General features: G+C 65.5%; 15 protein-coding genes. 6 read left to right on the top strand and 9 right to left on the bottom strand.

Annotated elements, in window-relative coordinates:
* Positions 1–16: 16 nt before the first annotated feature.
* Positions 17–1492, top strand: coding sequence for a TolC family protein (locus GA645_RS12430; RefSeq protein WP_372239790.1), 1476 nt, complete (start codon positions 17–19; stop codon positions 1490–1492).
* Positions 1493–1619: 127 nt separating this feature from the next.
* On the top strand, positions 1620–2639 hold the full coding sequence (locus GA645_RS12435) for a GlxA family transcriptional regulator (RefSeq protein WP_152223161.1): 1020 nt from the start codon (positions 1620–1622) through the stop codon (positions 2637–2639).
* A gap of 54 nt (positions 2640–2693) precedes the next feature.
* Here GA645_RS12435 and GA645_RS12440 read toward each other — a convergent pair whose 3' ends face one another.
* The 3 genes from GA645_RS12440 to GA645_RS12450 all read right to left on the bottom strand — a co-directional run bounded on the left by GA645_RS12440 (position 2694) and on the right by GA645_RS12450 (position 5391).
* Positions 2694–3995, bottom strand: coding sequence for an MFS transporter (locus GA645_RS12440; RefSeq protein WP_152223162.1), 1302 nt, complete (start codon positions 3993–3995; stop codon positions 2694–2696).
* 42 nt (positions 3996–4037) lie between these two features.
* Positions 4038–4982 carry an NAD(P)-dependent oxidoreductase gene (locus GA645_RS12445; RefSeq protein ID WP_152223164.1) on the bottom strand — a complete coding sequence of 315 codons (945 nt, stop codon included), beginning with the start codon at positions 4980–4982 and terminating at the stop codon, positions 4038–4040.
* Between the two features lie 61 nt (positions 4983–5043).
* Positions 5044–5391, bottom strand: a complete 348-nt coding sequence (locus tag GA645_RS12450; protein ID WP_152223166.1) for a RidA family protein — start codon at positions 5389–5391, stop codon at positions 5044–5046.
* A gap of 344 nt (positions 5392–5735) precedes the next feature.
* Here GA645_RS12450 and GA645_RS12455 point away from each other — a divergent pair, with 344 nt between their 5' ends.
* Positions 5736–7142, top strand: a complete 1407-nt coding sequence (locus GA645_RS12455; RefSeq protein WP_152223168.1) for an FAD-binding oxidoreductase — start codon at positions 5736–5738, stop codon at positions 7140–7142.
* A gap of 10 nt (positions 7143–7152) precedes the next feature.
* Positions 7153–7497, top strand: coding sequence for a cupin domain-containing protein (locus GA645_RS12460; RefSeq protein ID WP_152223170.1), 345 nt, complete (start codon positions 7153–7155; stop codon positions 7495–7497).
* A 335-nt stretch (positions 7498–7832) separates the two neighbouring features.
* Here the strand turns inward: GA645_RS12460 and GA645_RS12465 are convergent, their stop codons facing one another.
* The 4 genes from GA645_RS12465 to GA645_RS12480 all read right to left on the bottom strand — a co-directional run bounded on the left by GA645_RS12465 (position 7833) and on the right by GA645_RS12480 (position 10525).
* A complete protein-coding gene (locus GA645_RS12465) occupies positions 7833–8459 on the bottom strand; it encodes a DinB family protein (RefSeq protein ID WP_218572354.1) in 627 nt (208 codons plus the stop codon).
* 64 nt (positions 8460–8523) lie between these two features.
* The gene (locus GA645_RS12470; RefSeq protein ID WP_218572377.1) at positions 8524–9351 is read right to left on the bottom strand and encodes a PhzF family phenazine biosynthesis protein; all 828 of its coding nucleotides are present in this window, start codon (positions 9349–9351) and stop codon (positions 8524–8526) included.
* A 69-nt stretch (positions 9352–9420) separates the two neighbouring features.
* The gene (locus tag GA645_RS12475) at positions 9421–10050 is read right to left on the bottom strand and encodes a LysE family translocator (RefSeq protein ID WP_152223175.1); all 630 of its coding nucleotides are present in this window, start codon (positions 10048–10050) and stop codon (positions 9421–9423) included.
* Between the two features lie 70 nt (positions 10051–10120).
* Positions 10121–10525 (bottom strand): VOC family protein, encoded by a 405-nt coding sequence (locus GA645_RS12480; protein WP_152223176.1) that lies wholly within the window; start codon positions 10523–10525, stop codon positions 10121–10123.
* Between the two features lie 138 nt (positions 10526–10663).
* Here GA645_RS12480 and GA645_RS12485 point away from each other — a divergent pair, with 138 nt between their 5' ends.
* A complete protein-coding gene (locus GA645_RS12485; protein WP_152223179.1) occupies positions 10664–12022 on the top strand; it encodes a PLP-dependent aminotransferase family protein in 1359 nt (452 codons plus the stop codon).
* 136 nt (positions 12023–12158) lie between these two features.
* Here GA645_RS12485 and chrA read toward each other — a convergent pair whose 3' ends face one another.
* Positions 12159–13523, bottom strand: coding sequence for a chromate efflux transporter (gene chrA / locus GA645_RS12490; RefSeq protein ID WP_152223181.1), 1365 nt, complete (start codon positions 13521–13523; stop codon positions 12159–12161).
* Positions 13516–14457 (bottom strand): chromate resistance protein ChrB domain-containing protein, encoded by a 942-nt coding sequence (locus GA645_RS12495; protein ID WP_178119529.1) that lies wholly within the window; start codon positions 14455–14457, stop codon positions 13516–13518. Before GA645_RS12495 ends, chrA begins: the two co-directional genes overlap by 8 nt.
* A gap of 100 nt (positions 14458–14557) precedes the next feature.
* On the opposite strand from GA645_RS12495, the gene GA645_RS12500 reads away from it, so the two are divergent.
* Entirely contained in the window at positions 14558–15799 is a 1242-nt protein-coding gene (locus GA645_RS12500) for an MFS transporter (RefSeq protein WP_152223183.1), read from the top strand.
* The last annotated feature ends 191 nt before the right edge of the window (positions 15800–15990 follow it).

Genomic DNA, 15990 nt, shown 5'->3' on the forward strand with positions numbered 1-15990 from the left:
AGGGATGAAGAGACAGATGACCTTACTGGGCGTCAGCCTGCTGGCGCTCGCCGTCAGCGGCTGCGCCGTTACCACGCAGCCGATCGACCGCAGCGTCAGCGAGCAGCGCGCCCGCAATGACCTCAAGGCGATGTTCAAGGACCAGGAGCCCCTCAGCGGCCCGCTGACCCTGCACGACGCCATGGCCCGTGCGGTGAAGTACAACCTGGAGTCGCGCCTGAAGGTCATGGAGGAGGCGCTGTCGCGTCGCCAGCTCGACCTCGCCACCTTCGACATGCTGCCGCGCATGGCGCTGGAGGCCGGCTACGTCGGCCGCAACAACGTCAGTGCGTCGAGCAGCCAGAGCGTGCAGACCGGCACCCAGTCCCTGGAACCGTCCACCTCCCAGGATCGCGACCGTAACGTCGCCGACCTGACCATGGTGTGGAACGTCCTCGACTTCGGCGTCAGCTATGTCAGCGCCAAGCAGCAGGCCGACCAGCGCCTGATCGTCCAGGAGCGCCGGCGCAAGGTGGTGCAGACGATCATCCAGGACGTTCGCTCGGCCTACTGGCGGGCGATCGCCGCGCAGCGTCTGCTGGGCCAGATCGACAGCCTGATGGCGCGCGTCGACGGCGCCCGCAAGGACAGCCAGCAGATGAGCCAGCAGCGCATCGGCGACCCGGTGCAGGCGCTGAACTACCAGCGCGCGCTGATCGAGGCCAGCCGCCAGCTGGAGGAGCAGCGCCGCGCGCTGTCCCTGGCCAAGACCGAGCTGGCGACCCTGATCAACCTGCCGATGGGCACTGAACTCACCCTGGCGGTGCCCGAGGGCTACGACGTTCCCGAGCTCAAGGCCGACTTCGACTCGCTCGAACAGCAGGCGCTGGCCAGCCGTCCGGAGCTGCGCGAGCAGGACTACCAGGCGCGCATCAGCGCCGCCGAAACCAAGAAAGCCATGCTGCGCATGTTGCCGGGCCTGGAGTTCTCCGCGGGCGGGCATTACGACAGTAACTCGTTCCTGGTGAACGATCGCTGGGCCGACTATGGCGTGAAGGTCACCTGGAACCTGTTCAACGTGCTCTCCGCGCCGGCGGCCATCGACGTGGCCAAGGCCGGCGAAGACGTCACCGCGGCACGCCGTCAGGCGATGTCCATGGCGGTGCTGGCGCAGCTGTACGTGGCCAACGCCAACTACAGCGAAGCGCGCCGCCAGTTCCTCACCACCCAGGAGCTGGCCAGCCTGGACAACCAGATCGTCGGCCAGCTGCGCAATCGCCAGCAGGCGCAGGGCATCGGTGAGCTGGAGCTGATCCAGGGCGAGCTCAACGCCCTGCAGGCCGACCTGCGCCGGGACCTGGCCTACGCCGAATTGCGCAACAGCTATGGGCAGATCTTTGCCTCGGCCGGCATCGATCCGCTGCCCGGCGGCTTGGCCGATACCCAGCTCAAGACCCTGGCCAATGGCTTGGCCGAGCGCGAGCGCCAGCTCGACGGTGGCCAGCTGAAGTAATAACGGGCGGCAAGAGCAGGGGCGGGAGCGGGGGAACGCTGCGGTATTTCCCCGTCCGCCCCTTGTTGTTCCCGGGTTGGCTTGGGAATAGGATGACCCCCCGACCTGCCCATCACCCCGATCCCCGATGAACCCAAGCCAGCCTGTGCCCGATGAGGACTCGCTCGAGCACGTGCTCAAGCCCGACCTGCGAGTCGCCATCGTCCTCATCGATCAGTTCACCCTGACGCCGGTGGCGGGTTTCGTCGACGCGCTGCGCTTCGCCGCCGACCGCTCCTTCGAGAGCCGGCAGATTCTCTGCCAATGGGAATGGCTGAGCGTGACGGGCGAGCCGGTCAGCGCGAGCTGCGGCCTGCCGATTGCGCCGACCAAGCGCCTGGACCCGGATGCGGAGTACGACTACGTGGTGCTCGCCGGGGGCCTGCTGTCCGGGGTGATGAACCCGGCGCCGGAGCTGCTCGACTACATTCGCCGCCTGCACGCGCGCAAGGTGCCGCTGGTGGCGCTGTGCGCTTCCTATTTCACCCTGGGCCTGGCCGGTATTCTCGAGGGCCGTCGCTGTGCGGTGCACTTCACCGTGCAGGAGCAGTTCGCCGCGCTGTTTCCACAGACCCAGGCGGTGGTCGACAAGAGCTACATCGAGGACAGCGGCGTGTTCAGCTGTCCCGGCGGCTCCGCCTTCGAGCTGGCGGCGGAGATCATCGGCCGTCACTGTGGCAAGCGCCGCGCGCAGAAGAGCCTGGAGTACCTGCTGGTGGCCGATGAGGACGTCCGGCGCGGCACCGACAACAGCGTGGCGCATGTCTACCAGGACCCGCTGGTGCACCGCGCGCTCGACTACATGCGCGCGCACCTCGACAGCCACTGCACGATCCGGGAGCTGGCACAGCAGCTGGGCAGCAACGAGCGTCAGTTGAACCGTGCCTTCCTGGCCAATGCCGGCCAGCCGCCCGCGCAGTTCTGGCGCAAGCTGCGCTTGCAGGAGGCGCGCAAGCTGCTCAGCGACACCAGCCTGCACGTGACGCAGATCGCCTACGCCACGGGTTTCTCCGACGCCTCGCACTTCATCCAGCAGTTCCGCAAGAGCTACGGCGAGACGCCGCACCTGTTCCGCAAGCTGCGGCACAACGCCGAACGTCTGCAATGAAAACGCCAACGGCCCGCCAGTGCAGTGCGCTGGCGGGCCGTTGGCGTTAGTGGATCAGCCGACGTAGCGTGGGTTGGTTTCCGGTGCCCAGCGCTGGCAGACCACCGCACCGATGACCAGTGCGGTGACGCAGATACCGATCGCCGCCGAGGCGCCGAAACGCTCCATCACCACCGGCAGGATGAAGGTGCAGGAGGCTGCGCCGATCCGGCTGGCGGCCACCGAGATGCCGACGCCCGAGGCGCGCAGTTCGGTGGGGAACAGCTCCGAGGTGTAGGCGAACTCCAGCACCCCGGAGGCCGCCATGACGAAGGCGAACACCGCGAACACGCCCACCACGTACAGCCCCGGCATGCCGCTCCAGATCGCCAGGACGAACAGCGCGACGGCGTTGATGCTGAAGGTGCCGATGAGGAAGGTCCGGCGGGTGAGCAGGTTGATCAGCAACAGGCCGACCACCGACCCTGCGAGCAGGAAGATGTTGTAGATCAGCCCGCCGGTGTAGCTGTCTTCGATCTTCAGGGCCTCGAGAATCCTCGGGATGAAGGTGCTCATGGCGAAGTAGGGGATCACCTGGCAGGTGTAGAAGACCATGCCGACCAGGGTGCGGCGGCGGTGTTCCGGGCTGAACAGCTGGCCCCAGGAAGCCTTGGCCTTGCCCCCTTCCTCCGCTGGCAGGTCAGTGCCACCCAGGCGCTCGATGACCCGCCGGGCTTCTCCGTGGCGGCCCTGCTTCATCAGCCAGAGCGGCGACTCCGGCGTGCCCTGGCGCACCAGCAGCACCAGCAGGGACGGCACCGCGCTGCTGGCCAGAATCCAGCGCCAGGCGTCATCGCCCCAGGACTGCATCAGGTAGCCGACGATGTAGGAGAGGGTGAAACCGAGCGTCCAGGACACCGCCATCAACGCCAGCAGCGGGCCACGGAAACGCCGGGGCACCAGCTCCGCCACCAGCGAGACGCCGACCACGAAGTCCGAGCCCAGGGCGAAGCCGAGCAGCAGGCGCAGGATCAGCAGCTGCTGGGCGTCCTGGACGAAGAACTGGGCGATGGAGGCGCCGAAGAACAGCGCCATGTTCCAGCGGTAGATGTGCTTGCGCCCGTAGCGGTCGGCCAGCGGGCCGGTCAGCAGGCTGCCGAGGAACAGGCCGATTAGGGCCGCTCCGCCGAGCAGGCCGAGCCACAGGGCATCCAGTCCCAGCGGGGTGGTCGCCAGGCTGATGGCGATGCCGATGATGCCCAGCACGTAACCATCGCAGAACTGGCCACCGACGCCACCCACCGCGGCCTGGATGTGCAGCGGCCGGATGGGGGAGTGCAGGTCGGCAGGGGAATTCGATATATCGATGCTTTGCATGGCTTACCTCTTGTTGTTCTTGTGAGGGTAAGGAAAAGGGAGTCAGGGCTTCTGGGCGACGAACGCCGCGACGTTCTCCAGCGCGGAATCCATCAGGCCTTGCATGGCTTCGGCGCTGCTCCAGGCCACGTGGGGGTTGAGGACCAGGTTGTGGGTTGCGGCCAGGTGCAGCAGCGGCTCATCGAGGGTGAGCGGCTCGTTGGTCACGACGTCGAGCGCGGCGCCGGCGATCTCGCCATCCTGCAGTGCGCGGATCAGCTCCGGTTCGTTGATCACCGCACCCCGCGCGGTGTTGATCAGCACGGCATCCTTCTTCATCCACTGAAATTGCTGGCGGCCCAGCAGGCCACGGGTCTGCGGGGTCAGCGGGCAGTTGAGCGAGACGACGTCGCTGCGGGTGAGCAACGCTTGCAAGGGCAGGTAGCGTTCGCCCTGGTAGTGGCCGTCGCGGTCGTGGAAATACACCTCCATCTCCAGGCGCGAGGCGAGGTCGGCCAGGCGCTGTGCGATGGGGCCGTGGCCGATGATGCCCAGCACCTTGCCGCGCAGGTCGCGGATGGGGTAGTCGAAGTAGGTAGGGTTCAGCGGCTGGCCGCGCTGGCGCTCGTCCATCAGCAGGCGATGGTAGCGGCCGACGTTGCGCAACAGCTCGAAGATCATCGCGAGTGCGTGCTCGGCCACCGCGTGGGTGCCGTAGCCGGGGACGTTGGTGACATGAATGCCGCGCTGGCGGCAGTACTCCAGGTCCACCACGTCGGTGCCGGTCATGGCCAGGGAGATCATGCGCAGCGCAGGCAGTTGCTCCAGTTGCGCCACCGAGATCGGCACGCCGCCGGTGATGGCCACGGTGGCGGTGGATAGGCGCGCCACCATATCCTCGGGCGCGGTGTAGTCATGGCAGCTCCAGCGATGCGGGAAGGGCAGTTCCCTGATTTTCACGCTCGCGGGGAAAGCGTCACGGTCGAGGAAAACGACGTCGTGCAGCACAGGCACCTCCAGGTGGGGTTGTTCTTCTAATTAGGGGCAGAGCTGTTAGCGGAGAGAACGGTCAGGCCACGGCGCTGGCCTGGATTTCCAGGCGGTAGCGGCTGTCGGCCAGGGCCGCGCCGACGCAGGCGCGCGCCGGCGGATGCTGCGGGTCCACCCAGGCGTCGTAGACGCTGTTCATGGCGTCGAATTCGGCCATGTCGGCCAGCCAGATCTGCACGCGGATGAGGCGGCTCTTGTCGACACCGGCCAGGTCCAGGACGGCTTCCAGTTGCTCCAGCACATCGCGGGTCTGTTCGGCGATGTCCTGGTCCGGATCACGGGCGACGATGCCCGAGGTTTCGATGCATTCGTTGAAACGCACGCACTGGCTGTAGCGAGCGTTCCTGCCTTTGCGCTGTATGTCCAAGGCGACCCCTCCTGTCTTGTTGTCATGGCCGAGCGACTCGGCCGGGGACAGATTGTTCGGGGCCTGGCGCGCGGTGAGCTAGGAAGAAAAGGACGATAAATAGGAGAAATCTGCGTTGTTAAAAAATAACTTCAAAATTTTCTCAAAGTAAAAAATATCGTTGTTTTTTAGATTGCCTGTGGCTAGCCTTCGGAGCATTCGTCAGGCCGGGGAAGGTTCACCGTGCCAGACGAACCCTCCAGGGAGAGCTGGACTGAATTCGCCTGGGCGGCACTGCAGCGATTGCCGGAACACGTACTGCCCGGCATGCGCAACCGATCACCCCAACCGCTACGAGACCTGCCATGAAATTTCCCGCCGTGCCGCCGCTGAAACGCAGTTTCTGGATGCTCAGTGCCGAGCCCGACCTGCAACTGCCGTCCCCGCTCTCGGGCAACCACCGGGCCGATGTCGCGATCGTCGGCGGAGGATTCGTCGGCCTCTGGACGGCCCTGACGATCAAGGAGCACGAGCCCGATTGCCGGGTCATCGTGCTGGAGCAGGATATCTGCGGTGGCGGTGCGTCGGGGCGCAATGGCGGGTTCGTGATGTCCTGGTGGCCGAAGATCCAGTCGCTCACCTCGTTCTGCTCCACCGAGCAGGCGACCTTCCTTGCCACCAGTGCGGAGCGCGCGATCAGCGAGCTGGGCGAGTTCTGCGAGCGCCACCGGATCGATGCATCCTTCAAGCAGAAGGGCTGGCTCTGGACGGCGACCTGCAAGGCTCACGTCGACAGCTGGAACGCCACCCTGGCGGCTTGCGAGCGCCTGGGCTTCCATCCCTTCGAGCGGCTGTCCCGTGAGGAGGTGGCGCGGCGCTCGGGGTCGGACGTGCACATCGCCGGCGTGCTGGAGCGCAGCAACGCCACCGTGCAACCGGCCGCGCTGGTCCGGGGCATGCGCCGCGTGGCGCTGGAAGCGGGTATAGAAATCTTCGAGAACACCCCGGTCAGCGAGATCCAGCCGGGCCGTCCGGTTTCCCTCGTGACCGCCGGCGGGCGGGTCGAGGCCGACAGGGTCGTCCTGGCCACCAACGCCTGGTCCGCCGCCATCCCTGAGCTTTCGAAGCTGTTCGTGCCGGTGGGCAGCTCCATCGTGGTCACCGAGCCGCTCGGCCCGCGCCTGGAGAGCCTGGGGTGGAGCGGGGCGGAAGCCATCACCGACTCGCAGCTGCTGGTCGACTACTACCGCACCACGCCCGACGAGCGCATCGCCTTCGGCAAGGGCACCGGCTCGCTGAGCTACGGCTCGAAGATGGGCCCGGTATTCAGTGAAGACCGCGAGGGCATAGCCCTGACCGAGGCTGACCTGCGCCGCGCCTATCCGATGCTCCACGACGCGCTGGTCACCCACTCCTGGTCCGGTCCGATCGATCGCACCTACGACAGCCTGCCGGTATTCGGCCAGATCGCCGGCAGCGACAACATTCACTACGGCATCGGCTGGAGCGGCAACGGCGTGGGCCCGAGCCGCCTGGGCGGCCGCATCCTGGCCAGCCTTGCGCTGGGCAGGAAGGACCCGTGGAGCGGCTGCGCCCTGGTCGGCCGCCGCTGCAAGCCATTCCCGCCGGAGCCGGTGCGCTACCTCGGTGGCTCGATGGTGCGCAAGGCCGTGATCCGCAAGGAACGCGCCGAACTCAATGGCAAGCCGGCGAATCAGTTCGACGTACTGATGGCCCGGTTCGCCCCCGCTGGACTCGAAGACAAAGCCTGAGGAAACCTCCATGACGCCCGTATTGTTCCGACTCGACAACGCCCAGTTCACTGAGCCTGCGCCGGCCGGCATCCCGATCGGCGAGCCGATCCCGATGGCCAGCACCGCCGCGCACCAGGAACTCGCCTCGCAGAACGCCTCCAGTGGCTTCTGGGAATGCTCTCCCGGCCGCCTGCGCCGCGCCATCATGCAGGCCGAGTACAGCTACTTCATCGAAGGCCGTGGCGTGTTCACCCCGGACGGTGGCGAGCCCATCGCCTTCAAGGCCGGGGACTCGATCTACTTCGCCGCGAATACCCACGGTGAGTGGGAGATCATCGAGAAGGTGCGCAAGGCCTACCTGATCCTGGGGTGAGCGCCGCTGCGTGCTCTGTGTAGGAGCGAACTCTGTCCGCGATGTGCCCCGCCGCTGGCTCGATCGCGGACGGAGTCCGCTCCTACATCGTTTCTGGCTCCCCGCGTTCGCGGGGATGACGTGGCGGGGATGATGGTGTGTGACACCGTCATTACCGCGAACGCGCGGCCCGGAAGATAGCCCGTAGGGCGTACAACCGTTCGCGGTTGTACGCCGATACAGCATGCCCATCATCAGTGTCGTGGTTGAGCCCGGAGCGCCCGGAAATCACGGCCAATCGGCGTATAACGCGGAGCGTTATACGCCCCACGTGGGCTCGCCAATGCGGCAGAGGCTCAGCGGGCCTTGCGGTAATGATCCCGGATGAAGACTGGAAGATCGTTCGAGGGGGGCGTAACGGGGATCTGATATATCATGTCGCCGACGAAGCCGCGGTGATAGGTGGCGTGATTGACCAGGTGCAGCACGATTTCTTCCTGTGTCATGACGCCCTTGCCCCCTCCGACAAACTCGAAATGGACGACTTTCGACAGGTCCTTCGCCGACCAGGTGTCGACAAGTTCGATGTACCAGCGGTCCATCGCCTGAACCGCGCTCCAGAGGTCGCCCAGCGGAGACGGATGTTCGGTGTTGCGGGCGGTGTAGTGGTGCTTCTTGTCTTGCAGGTGATGCCTGAAGATATCGTCCACCACGTAAACGTGGTTCAGGGTATGCACCATGTTTCCGAACCGTGTCTGCCTGGGGCGGAGCGCTTCGCCCTCGGGCAGGTTCATCACGCTTTCGAACGTCAGCTCATTCGCCCAGGCTTTGTAGCGCACCAGCATTTTCAATGAGTCCGTGGCGGCGGTGGGCGGAGCGGCGGGGCGAGTGGTTGCAGCGGATTCAGGTTGGCTTTCCGAAGTCGCAGACATGCTTGTGAGTCCTTGTTTGAGCGCAATCGACGTGTTGAAGAGTTTCTTCAAGGTGGTCCCCGGTGTTGGCCTGGACCATGCCTGTTCGTTGCCCGGCATGGGGCATGCCTGACGCTCACGCGAGTCCCTGGAGCCGACCTGTGACCTGTGTTTGGGTCTTGCCGCCGATCCAGAATTGGCCGGCGTTATCGCGAGCCACATGAATGCGCCCTTTACGATCGAGTCGAGTGCCCTGGGCGGCGATATAGGCTTCCTCAACCACTCCAGTGGAGAACAGCCATTGCGCCAGGGAGGCGTTGAGGCTTCCCGTGACGGGGTCTTCAACGATAGTGCCCAGATGATTGTTGAAGAACGCGCGAACTTCGAAGGCGGCATCGCCATGGGAATGAGCTCCGACCACGCCGATGTCGATTCTTCGCGGCCAGCTTCGTTGCGGGCTCAGTGCAAGCACCTGCTCCGCCGAAGTCAGGCGGATTCCCAGCCATCCTGGGCCGTTGTCGATCCAGGCGGCGTCGATGACGTCCTGTAGATCGATCCCCAGGAATTGAATCGCTTCGGCCAACTCTTCCTGCGAGGGCGGGCCGGAACGAATCAGCGGTGGTGCGGCAAAGGAAAGCAATCCCGGTTCACGGCGAATGGTCACCAGTCCGACGCCGCACTCCTGGACAATTTCGTTCTCGTTGATCGGCGCACGGCCGGTGGAAAGCCAGGCATGGCAGCTGCCCAATGTCGGGTGCCCGGCAAAAGGCATTTCTCTTTCCAGCGTGAATATCCTGACCCTGTAGTCTGCCGCCGGGTGCGTGGGTGACAGCAGGAAGGCGGTCTCCGACAGGTTGAACCAGCGCGTCAGGCGCTGCATTTCATCGGTCTTGAGTGCGTCGGCGCCCATGACTACCGCCAGCGGGTTGCCCGAAAGCGGCTCCGCGCCGAAAACGTCGATCATTTGAAATTCATAGGTCACAACACTGCTCCTTACATTCGTGACGGCTGGATATCGAGGAGGTTCGGGGCGTCAGCCTGGCGACACGAGAAGCTTCACTCCCGCGATGGCAAACAGCGCAGAGAAGAGCCCTTGAATCCAACGGCCGACCCTGGAATAGAAAGCAATAATCCGGGCGGTCGAAAAGAGGATGGCGTAGCCACCGAATATGCCGATCCCGAGCACGGCGCAGCCGCCTATGATCGCTGGCAAGGTGCCGCCGGGAGCGTCTTCGCGGAGTCCCAGCGACATGATCGCCATCCAGGACATGATCGCCTTCGGGTTGGCGATGTGCATGAGGACGCCTTGGCGGTACAGGGGCAGATAGCGTGCCGTCCCTCGTGCCGTGTCGACACGGGGGACGTCCGGGACCGGTCGCAGGGCGGAGCTGCCGGCGCGCATTGCCAGGTAGAGCAGATAGAGACCGCCGAGCACCTTGATGACGACGAGCGCCTTGGCAGTGGTGGCCAGCAAGGTGGAGATGCCGGTTGCTGCCAGGACCGCCCAGGCCAGCGAGCCCGTCATGACCCCGCACGCGAGGATGAGGGCGGGCATGCGCCCGTCCCGCATTGCGGTCCCCATGATTGCCATGTTGCTGGGGCCCGGACTGGCAGCGGCCAGGAAGTAGGAGCAGTAGGCGAGGGCGATCGGGCTGCCAATCATTGGGACAGCCCCCGGATTGCAGGCGATGGTTCTTGCGACCCGATGCGCTCCATGACGTGGGACTGCTTCGTCATGCCTGGAGGTCTCCCCGATAGACGATGTGGACCTTGTTCCCGTCGGGATCGCGAAGGTAAGCGCCGAAATAGCCAGCGCCATAGTGAGGGCGCGGCCCAGGCACACCCTCGTCTATCCCGCCATTCGCAAGACCCGCGGCGTAGGCGGCTTCCACGACCTCTTCCGAGGCGGCGAGAAAGGCGACCATGTTGCCGTTGCCAGCCGTCGAGGGTTCGCCGTTGCGCGGGATGTAGACATAGAAGCGGGGCAGCGGGGCGGTCGCTGTCACCCAGCAAAGCGCCGGAGGTCCGCCATCGGGCGCGACAGCGCGGCGCTTAAGGCCAAGCGGCGCGAGGGTGGCGTCATGGAAACGGCCGGCCCGCTCGAGGTCCTGCGCGCCAACAGTCACATGGCTGAACATCTCGCCTCCGTCGCCCCGTCATCGCGGCGAGGCTGTTAGTGAAACGGTTGAATGTCGCCGACAACCCTAATGCACGTTACACTTTTGATCTATTTAAATAGTGTCACGCGACACTATTAATCACTCTGGACCGTAACCATGCTTCTTCAATCGCCCTGGAGTCCGCGCCTCGCGGAGATCGACGCGAGTCCCGCCGAGCGGCTGGTACTCGCACTGGCCGACGACATCATCGAGGGGCTGTTGAAGGGGGGCGACCGCCTGCCTGCTCATCGCGATCTCGCCTGGCAGCTGGGGGTTGGCCTGGGCACGGTGACGAAGGCCTATGCAGCCCTCGAACGGCGGGGGTTGGTGCGCAGCGTCAAGGGCCGGGGCATGTTCGTTGCGATTCTTCAGGCGCATGAGGAGCGGGAGATCGATCTCTCGTCCAATGTGCCGCCGGCAATGCTTTCCGCACGTCTCCTGGCACGGACCCTGGCCGGGGTCGCACGGAAGATCGATGCCGATCACCTCAATCTCTACTCGCCGCCCGCCGGCCACCTGGAACATCGGCGCCTGTTGGCTCGCTGGCTTGAGACGCTTGGCGTCCAGGTCGATCCGGCGAATCTGGCGCTGACGAGCAATGCCCGCCAGGCCATTTCGCTGGCCTTCGATCTCGCCTGCGGCCCCCACGGAGTCATCCTGACCGAAAGAGTGACCTATCCCGGGGCGATTGCGCTGGCGCGGCGCAAGGGCTATCGGATGCAAGGTGTCGCGATCGACGCAGAGGGGATGATTCCGGAGGCGCTCGCAGACGCTCTCGAAGGCGCAGCATCCACCGGTAACAGGGCGGTCTACCTCACGCCGACGCTGCACAACCCGACCACGGCAACCATGGGTGTGGCGCGCAGGCAGGCTATCGTCGATGTCTGCCGGAGGTCGGGAGCCTGGATCATCGAGGATGGCGTGTACGCGCTGGGGCCGCCCATGGCACCCACGCTCGCTGCGTTGGCTCCCGAGCGGGTCTTCCACGTCAATGGGTTGTCCAAGTCCATCGGCCCCGGATTGAGGATCGGCATGCTCACGCTGCCAGCGGAAATGACCGAAGCGGCGCAGGAGGTTCTGCAAGACGTCCCGATGGCCCCGTCGCCATTGTCCTGTGCCGTGGTGGAGGAATGGCTATCCAGCGGCGTCATCGCATCCATCCCGCAGGACTTGCGCCATGAAGCGTGCCGCCGGTCGAGCCTGGCGGTTTCGCTCCTCGGCGGGGTGGAGCTGGTTGCGCATCCGGATGCCTACCACCTCTGGCTGCCGATGCCGCGCGACGCGGCCGATCGCCTTGCGGCAGCGGCCTCCTCGGTGGGTATCAGGGTGACGCCTCCCGAATCGGTCATGGTTGACCGTATTGACCAGGCGTCAGGCATTCGCCTATGTCTCGGTGGAGCGTCCCGCGAAGACGTGACGGAAGGACTGACGCTCCTGGCAAGGCTCATGAAAGGCACTACGGTCTCGGTCGAATGAAGTCTGACGCGGCCACGCAGCGCTGAACCCGGAGCTTTGCTTTGATGACAGCGGTCGCGTCGCGGCCATGTCCGACAAGGCCATTTCGCCTGATCAGGCGCACCTCCCGGACGCAGCGACAGGCCGATGATGGTCGTCAGCCGCGCAATAAATGCACTGCCAGTCCCGCCAGCGCACAGGCGACCAGCACCTGGATCACCCCGCGCTTGAAGCGGAACAAGGCCAGCCCCGCCGCGACGGCGATGACTGCCGAAGGCCAGTCGAAGGCGCCGTCGAATCCCTTCGGCCAGAGCACGTGGTAGCCGAAGAACAGGGCCAGGTTGAGGATCACGCCGACCACGGCCGCCGTGATGCCGGTCAGCGGCGCGGTGAACTTCAGTTCGTTGTGCGTCGACTCCACCAGCGGGCCGCCGGCGAGGATGAACAGGAAGGACGGCAGGAAGGTGAACCAGGTGACCAGGCTCGCGGCGATGGCGCCGGCGAGGAAGGGGTGGTCCGCGCCAAACATCGGATGCACGTAGCCGCCGAAGAAGCCGACGAACGCCACCACCATGATCAGCGGCCCCGGCGTGGTTTCGCCCAGGGCCAGGCCATCGATCATCTGGGTCGGTGACAGCCAGCCGTAATGACCGACCGCTCCCTGGTAGACATAGGGCAGCACCGCATAGGCGCCACCGAAGGTCAGCAGGGCGGCCTTGGTGAAGAACCAGCCCATCTGCGTCAGCGTTCCCTGCCAGCCGAACGAGGCCGTCAGCAGCCCCATCGGCAGCAGCCAGAGCACGGCTCCGACCAGCGCCAGGCGCAGCAGATGGCTCCAGCGGAAGCGTGCATGCTCGGGCGTCGGGGTGTCGTCATCGATCAGCGCGGGCCCGTAGCTGGCCTTCGCCGCCCCGTGGCTGCCACCGATGGCGAACTTGCCCGGCAGCAGCCGTCCGCCGATATAGCCCAGGACCGCAGCTGCCAGCACGATGACCGGGAAGGGCAGGTTGAGCGCGAAGATGGCGACGAAGGAAGCCGCCGCCATGGCCCATAGCCAGGCGTTCTTCAGGGCGCGCGAACCGATCCGGTGGGCCGCATGCACGACGATGGCGGTCACCGCGGGCTTGATGCCGTAGAAGATGCCCGCCACCACCGGCACTTCGCCGAAGGCCACGTAGATCCACGACAGGCCGATCAGGATGAACAGCGACGGCAGCACGAACAGGGCGCCGGCGATCACGCCGCCCCAGGTGCGATGCATCAGCCAGCCGATGTAGGTCGCGAGCTGCTGTGCCTCCGGCCCCGGCAGCAACATGCAGTAGTTCAGGGCGTGGAGGAAGCGCCGCTCGCTGATCCAGCGGCGGCGCTCCACCAGCTCCTGGTGCATGATCGCAATCTGTCCCGCCGGGCCGCCAAAACTGATGAAGCCCAGCTTCAGCCAGAACAGGAAGGCCTCGTACAGGCTGATCGGCGTCCCGGCGTTGGTTGTCTTCCCGGCAGCGGGCGCGGTGGATTCAGTCATGGTGCTTCTCGTCGTTGGCGAAGGCGGTCAAGAGACCATTGAAGAGGCTGCCGGCAGCCTGCAGAAGCTGGTCGTCATCGAGGATGCTGTCGCGCAATCCGGCCAGGACGCGTTCGACGCCCGATGCTTCTGGCGGCGGGTTGCCACCGACATCCAGGTAATGCACGACGGCGGCGATACGCAGCAGGGCAGGGCTTTCGAGCTGGAAGCTGGCCAGCAGGGTCTCGAAGGTAACGCGCTGGCCGACGTGGCTGAAGGCGGCACCGTCGAAGTCGAAGCCCAGTGCGTCGGCCGGGCAGTCGTGCGGGGAGTCGAGCCAAAGGAAGCGTGCCACCGGATCGATGAAGTGGCGAATCAACCAGGCGCTGGCCAGGCGATCGATCCAGGGGCGTTTGCGGGTTGCCCAGCGGCGCCCCTGGAAGTCTTCAGGCGCAAGCGGCGTGATGGGCTCTTCATGGCTGCTCGGTTCATCCGCGCAGAGGGCGCGGCTGATGGCGGTTTCCAACGCTTGCAAGGCCGAGTCGGTGATCTGTCTGGCCTCACCGGGGAAAAAGTCGATGGCCGCCAGTTGGGTGAAGGCCTTGCGCAGCTTACGGACCTGCCGTGCCGTTTGCGGGGCGTTCTCGCTGGTCAGTTCACCGAGACCGCGGGCGATATCGTCGCGCAGCCTGGCATATTCCTCGCCGCGGTCGAACAGCGAAGCGAATCGCTCGCCGGGCTCGCTGATCGAGACCAGGTACGCCGTGCCATTGATGGCGAGCACCTCTCGCTCGACTCCTTCGAGGGCCTCGCGCCCGGCGACGTGATCGGGCAGTAGATAGACGCCGTCGCGCAGCACCGCCGCCCCGCACGCCTTGAGGGCCCGCCAGGCGCGCATGCGCTCGGTCGCATTGGCGGTCGGGAGGCCGAGTACCAGGAGGAGCCAGCTGATCATGTAGAGTGCTCAACCAATTAAGTTGTTAGCTCTACTATAATATGGGTTCAGCTGACCGGTAAGCCGTCTTCAATGCATGGGGCGCATCGAGGGTTTCACGATGATTCCACTCATCGGGCGACTCCGCTCAAGACTCGACCTGGCAGGCGTCGAGACGGGTGTGTGGCGTCTGCTGGTGGCGAGAAGTCTGCGTGGCTTTTGCGACGGTTTCGTTGCGGTGCTGTTGCCGGCCTACCTGCTCGCCCTGGGGCTGTCGACCCTCTCGGTCGGGCTGATCAGCACGTCGACGCTGCTCGGCTCGGCGATCGCCACCCTGCTGGTCGGCATGCTCGGCAATCGTTTTTCCCGCCGGACGCTGTTGCTGATGGCAGCCCTGGTGATGACGGCAACGGGCATTGGCTTTTTCAGCTTCGCAACGCTCTTGCCGCTGCTCGTGGTGGCCTTCCTCGGCACCATGAACCCCAGTGCCGGGGATGTCAGCCTGTTCCTTCCCATCGAACATGCCTGCCTGGCCGAAGCGTCGCAAACCCAGGTGCGCACTGCGCTCTATGCCCGCTACAGCCTCGCCGGAGCGCTCTCCGGCGCCCTGGGCGCACTGTTGGCCGGCGTGCCCGAATGGGTCGCGGCCCATCTCGGCGTCGCCGTGCTCCCGGCCATGCGTGGCATGTTCGTCCTCTACGCACTGACTGGGCTGGCGATACTCGCGCTGTACAGGGGGATGCCCCGGCAGCGGAGCGCGCCGACCAACGTTCGCGCATCGCTCGGGCCGTCGCGGTGGATCGTCGTACGCCTGGCGTTGCTGTTCAGCGTCGATGCATTCGCTGGCGGGCTGGTGGTCAACGCGCTGCTGACGCTCTGGCTCATGGCGCGCTTCGACCTCTCGGTCGGCGCTGCCGGGCAGTTCTTCTTCTGCACGGGCCTGCTGAGCGCCGGGTCGCAACTGATGGCGGCACCGCTGGCGCGCAGGATCGGCCTGCTGAATACCATGGTCTTCACGCACATCCCATCGAGCTTGTGCCTGATCGCGGCAGCCTTCATGCCTTCGTTGCCGCTGGCATTGCTCATGCTGTTGCTGCGCAGCGCTCTGTCGCAGCTCGACGTACCGACACGCAGTGCTTATGTCATGGCCGTCGTCACCCCGGCCGAGCGGGCTGCTGCCGCGAGCCTGACGGCGGTGCCGCGCAGTCTCGCCGCCGCCATCGCCCCGACCATCGCCAGCGGCCTGATCGGCCTGGGATGGCTCGCGGCGCCGTTGCTCACCTGCGGCGTGCTCAAGATCATTTACGACCTGGCCCTGTTCATGGCCTGCCGGCAGGTCCGGCTTGAGGGGGATTCGTCGTGAGCAGGCTGCGAATTGGCCTGCATTTGCCTGGATCTGATCACTGCCCGGCACGCCTCGAATCATCCGGTCTTGCGCATCATGGCGCTGCAAATATGGCGCCACTGCCCCAGCGCAAATGGCCCTTCCGCGCAGGCCGTCGGCGGAGTCCCAGGGCGACTGGCCTAATGCTATCCCCTGTTCTATACCGATAA

The organism is Pseudomonas sp. SCB32 (assembly GCF_009189165.1).
In the GTDB taxonomy this organism is placed as follows: domain Bacteria; phylum Pseudomonadota; class Gammaproteobacteria; order Pseudomonadales; family Pseudomonadaceae; genus Pseudomonas.

Coding starts and splice junctions, on each gene's coding strand:
- GA645_RS12430 (WP_372239790.1), top strand. CDS start 17: ATGACCTTACTGGGCGTCAGCCTGCTGGCGCTCGCCGTCAGCGGCTGC.
- GA645_RS12435 (WP_152223161.1), top strand. CDS start 1,620: ATGAACCCAAGCCAGCCTGTGCCCGATGAGGACTCGCTCGAGCACGTG.
- GA645_RS12440 (WP_152223162.1), bottom strand. CDS start 3,995: ATGCAAAGCATCGATATATCGAATTCCCCTGCCGACCTGCACTCCCCC.
- GA645_RS12455 (WP_152223168.1), top strand. CDS start 5,736: ATGAAATTTCCCGCCGTGCCGCCGCTGAAACGCAGTTTCTGGATGCTC.
- GA645_RS12460 (WP_152223170.1), top strand. CDS start 7,153: ATGACGCCCGTATTGTTCCGACTCGACAACGCCCAGTTCACTGAGCCT.
- GA645_RS12470 (WP_218572377.1), bottom strand. CDS start 9,351: ATGATCGACGTTTTCGGCGCGGAGCCGCTTTCGGGCAACCCGCTGGCG.
- GA645_RS12475 (WP_152223175.1), bottom strand. CDS start 10,050: ATGATTGGCAGCCCGATCGCCCTCGCCTACTGCTCCTACTTCCTGGCC.
- GA645_RS12480 (WP_152223176.1), bottom strand. CDS start 10,525: ATGTTCAGCCATGTGACTGTTGGCGCGCAGGACCTCGAGCGGGCCGGC.
- GA645_RS12485 (WP_152223179.1), top strand. CDS start 10,664: ATGCTTCTTCAATCGCCCTGGAGTCCGCGCCTCGCGGAGATCGACGCG.
- chrA (WP_152223181.1), bottom strand. CDS start 13,523: ATGACTGAATCCACCGCGCCCGCTGCCGGGAAGACAACCAACGCCGGG.
- GA645_RS12495 (WP_178119529.1), bottom strand. CDS start 14,457: ATGATCAGCTGGCTCCTCCTGGTACTCGGCCTCCCGACCGCCAATGCG.
- GA645_RS12500 (WP_152223183.1), top strand. CDS start 14,558: ATGATTCCACTCATCGGGCGACTCCGCTCAAGACTCGACCTGGCAGGC.